This is a genomic window from Geitlerinema sp. PCC 9228, from assembly GCF_001870905.1.
In the GTDB taxonomy this organism is placed as follows: Bacteria; Cyanobacteriota; Cyanobacteriia; order Cyanobacteriales; family PCC-9228; genus PCC-9228.
In genome coordinates this window covers 1-243 of record NZ_LNDC01000072.1, presented here as the reverse complement: position 1 = coordinate 243, position 243 = coordinate 1, and positions in this window count along the sequence as shown.

Here is a 243-nt window from a genome sequence, read left to right as displayed (position 1 = left end):
GAAACCCGGTTCGCTTTTGGTGGAAGGCGACCAAAGCTGCATCAACTCTCCCAATCGCATCCTGAAGCACTTGAGAATGAACCGCTTTGAGTTCAGGGTTCGTCTTTTTGGATTCAGTTAACCCTTTCTTCTGGCGGTAGGAATCGGGATGGAGGGGTTCGGCTGGGATGATGTATTCCTTCTGGAGACTGCAAGCATTGACCGGGCACTTTCGACTGTCGATCCAGTCTTTGCGTTCCCCGA